This is a genomic window from Streptomyces sp. NPDC006309, from assembly GCF_040613095.1.
In the GTDB taxonomy this organism is placed as follows: Bacteria; Actinomycetota; Actinomycetes; order Streptomycetales; family Streptomycetaceae; genus Streptomyces.
Genome location: NZ_JBEXRO010000059.1, coordinates 1,851 through 5,055 on the forward strand (window position 1 = coordinate 1,851; position 3,205 = coordinate 5,055).

The window sequence follows — 3,205 nt, forward strand, 5'->3', positions numbered from 1 at the left end:
ATGGGTGGCTGGTCGTTGTTTGAGAACTGCACAGTGAACGCGAGCATCTGTGGCCAAGTTTTTAAGGGCGCACGGTGGATGCCTTGGCACCAGGAACCGATGAAGGACGTGGGAGGCCACGATAGTCCCCGGGGAGTCGTCAACCAGGCTTTGATCCGGGGGTTTCCGAATGGGGAAACCCGGCAGTCGTCATGGGCTGTCACCCTTGCCTGAACACATAGGGCAAGTGGAGGGAACGCGGGGAAGTGAAACATCTCAGTACCCGCAGGAAGAGAAAACAACCGTGATTCCGGGAGTAGTGGCGAGCGAAACCGGATGAGGCCAAACCGTATGCGTGTGAGACCCGGCAGGGGTTGCGTATACGGGGTTGTGGGATCTTTCTTTTACGGTCTGCCGGCCGTGAGACGAGTCAGAAACCGTTGATGTAGGCGAAGGGCATGCGAAAGGCCCGGCGTAGAGGGTAAGACCCCCGTAGTCGAAACGTCAACGGCTCGTTTGAAAGACACCCAAGTAGCACGGGGCCCGAGAAATCCCGTGTGAATCTGGCGGGACCACCCGCTAAGCCTAAATATTCCCTGGTGACCGATAGCGGATAGTACCGTGAGGGAATGGTGAAAAGTACCGCGGGAGCGGAGTGAAATAGTACCTGAAACCGTGTGCCTACAAGCCGTGGGAGCGTCGGAACGAGGCTTGCCTTGTTCTCGTGACTGCGTGCCTTTTGAAGAATGAGCCTGCGAGTTTGCGGTGTGTTGCGAGGTTAACCCGGGTGGGGAAGCCGTAGCGAAAGCGAGTCCGAATAGGGCGATTTTAGTAGCACGCTCAAGACCCGAAGCGGAGTGATCTAGCCATGGGCAGGTTGAAGCGGAGGTAAGACTTCGTGGAGGACCGAACCCACCAGGGTTGAAAACCTGGGGGATGACCTGTGGTTAGGGGTGAAAGGCCAATCAAACTCCGTGATAGCTGGTTCTCCCCGAAATGCATTTAGGTGCAGCGTCGTGTGTTTCTTGCCGGAGGTAGAGCACTGGATAGGCGATGGGCCCTACCGGGTTACTGACCTTAGCCAAACTCCGAATGCCGGTAAGTGAGAGCGCGGCAGTGAGACTGTGGGGGATAAGCTCCATGGTCGAGAGGGAAACAGCCCAGAGCATCGACTAAGGCCCCCAAGCGTACGCTAAGTGGGAAAGGATGTGGAGTCGCACAGACAACCAGGAGGTTGGCTTAGAAGCAGCCACCCTTGAAAGAGTGCGTAATAGCTCACTGGTCTAGTGATTCCGCGCCGACAATGTAGCGGGGCTCAAGCGTACCGCCGAAGTCGTGTCATTGACATATATAGCCCCAACGGGTGTGTTGATGGGTAGGGGAGCGTCGTGTGCCGGGTGAAGCAGCCGCGGAAGCGAGTTGTGGACGGTTCACGAGTGAGAATGCAGGCATGAGTAGCGATACAAACGTGAGAAACGTTTGCGCCGATTGACTAAGGGTTCCTGGGTCAAGCTGATCTGCCCAGGGTAAGTCGGGACCTAAGGCGAGGCCGACAGGCGTAGTCGATGGATAACCGGTTGATATTCCGGTACCCGCTGTGAAGCGTCAAACATCGAGCATCGTGATGCTAAGGCCGTGAAGCCGTTCCGGACCCTTCGGGGAATGGAAAGTGGTGGAGCCGCCGGCCCAAGCGGTTAGTAGGTGAGTGATGGGGTGACGCAGGAAGGTAGTCCATCCCGGGCGGTGGTAGTCCCGGGGTAAGGGTGTAGGACGTTGTCCAGGTAAATCCGGGCAGCACATAGTCTGAGACCTGATGCCGAGCCGATTGTGGTGAAGTGGATGATCCTATGCTGTCGAGAAAAGCCTCTAGCGAGTTTCATGGCGGCCCGTACCCTAAACCGACTCAGGTGGTCAGGTAGAGAATACCGAGGCGTTCGGGTGAACTATGGTTAAGGAACTCGGCAAAATGCCCCCGTAACTTCGGGAGAAGGGGGGCCATGTCCGGTGATCGGATTTACTCCGTGAGCTGGGGGTGGCCGCAGAGACCAGCGAGAAGCGACTGTTTACTAAAAACACAGGTCCGTGCGAAGCCGTAAGGCGATGTATACGGACTGACGCCTGCCCGGTGCTGGAACGTTAAGGGGACCGGTTAGCTCACTTTCGGGTGGGCGAAGCTGAGAACTTAAGCGCCAGTAAACGGCGGTGGTAACTATAACCATCCTAAGGTAGCGAAATTCCTTGTCGGGTAAGTTCCGACCTGCACGAATGGCGTAACGACTTCTCGACTGTCTCAACCATAGGCCCGGTGAAATTGCACTACGAGTAAAGATGCTCGTTTCGCGCAGCAGGACGGAAAGACCCCGGGACCTTTACTACAGTTTGATATTGGTGTTCGGTTCGGCTTGTGTAGGATAGCTGGGAGACTTTGAAGCAGCCACGCCAGTGGTTGTGGAGTCGTCGTTGAAATACCAGTCTGGTCGTGCTGGATGTCTAACCTGGGTCCGTGATCCGGATCAGGGACAGTGTCTGATGGGTAGTTTAACTGGGGCGGTTGCCTCCTAAAGAGTAACGGAGGCGCCCAAAGGTTCCCTCAGCCTGGTTGGCAATCAGGTGTTGAGTGTAAGTGCACAAGGGAGCTTGACTGTGAGACCGACGGGTCGAGCAGGGACGAAAGTCGGGACTAGTGATCCGGCGGTGGCTTGTGGAAGCGCCGTCGCTCAACGGATAAAAGGTACCCCGGGGATAACAGGCTGATCTTCCCCAAGAGTCCATATCGACGGGATGGTTTGGCACCTCGATGTCGGCTCGTCGCATCCTGGGGCTGGAGTCGGTCCCAAGGGTTGGGCTGTTCGCCCATTAAAGCGGTACGCGAGCTGGGTTTAGAACGTCGTGAGACAGTTCGGTCCCTATCCGCTGTGCGCGTAGGAGTCTTGAGAAGGGCTGTCCCTAGTACGAGAGGACCGGGACGGACGAACCTCTGGTGTGCCAGTTGTCCTGCCAAGGGCATGGCTGGTTGGCTACGTTCGGGAGGGATAACCGCTGAAAGCATCTAAGCGGGAAGCCTGCTTCGAGATGAGGACTCCCACCCACTTGATGGGGTAAGGCTCCCAGTAGACGACTGGGTTGATAGGCCGGATCTGGAAGCACGGTAACGTGTGGAGGTGACCGGTACTAATAGGCCGAGGGCTTGTCCATTGATGCTCGCGTTCACTGTGTTGGTTCTGAG

At 56.7% G+C, this 3,205-nt stretch carries 1 rRNA gene; it reads left to right on the plus strand.

Annotated features, from left to right (window positions below):
* The first annotated feature begins 51 nt into the window (after positions 1–51).
* Positions 52–3,174, plus strand: a 23S ribosomal RNA gene (locus ABZ117_RS34095).
* The last annotated feature ends 31 nt before the right edge of the window (positions 3,175–3,205 follow it).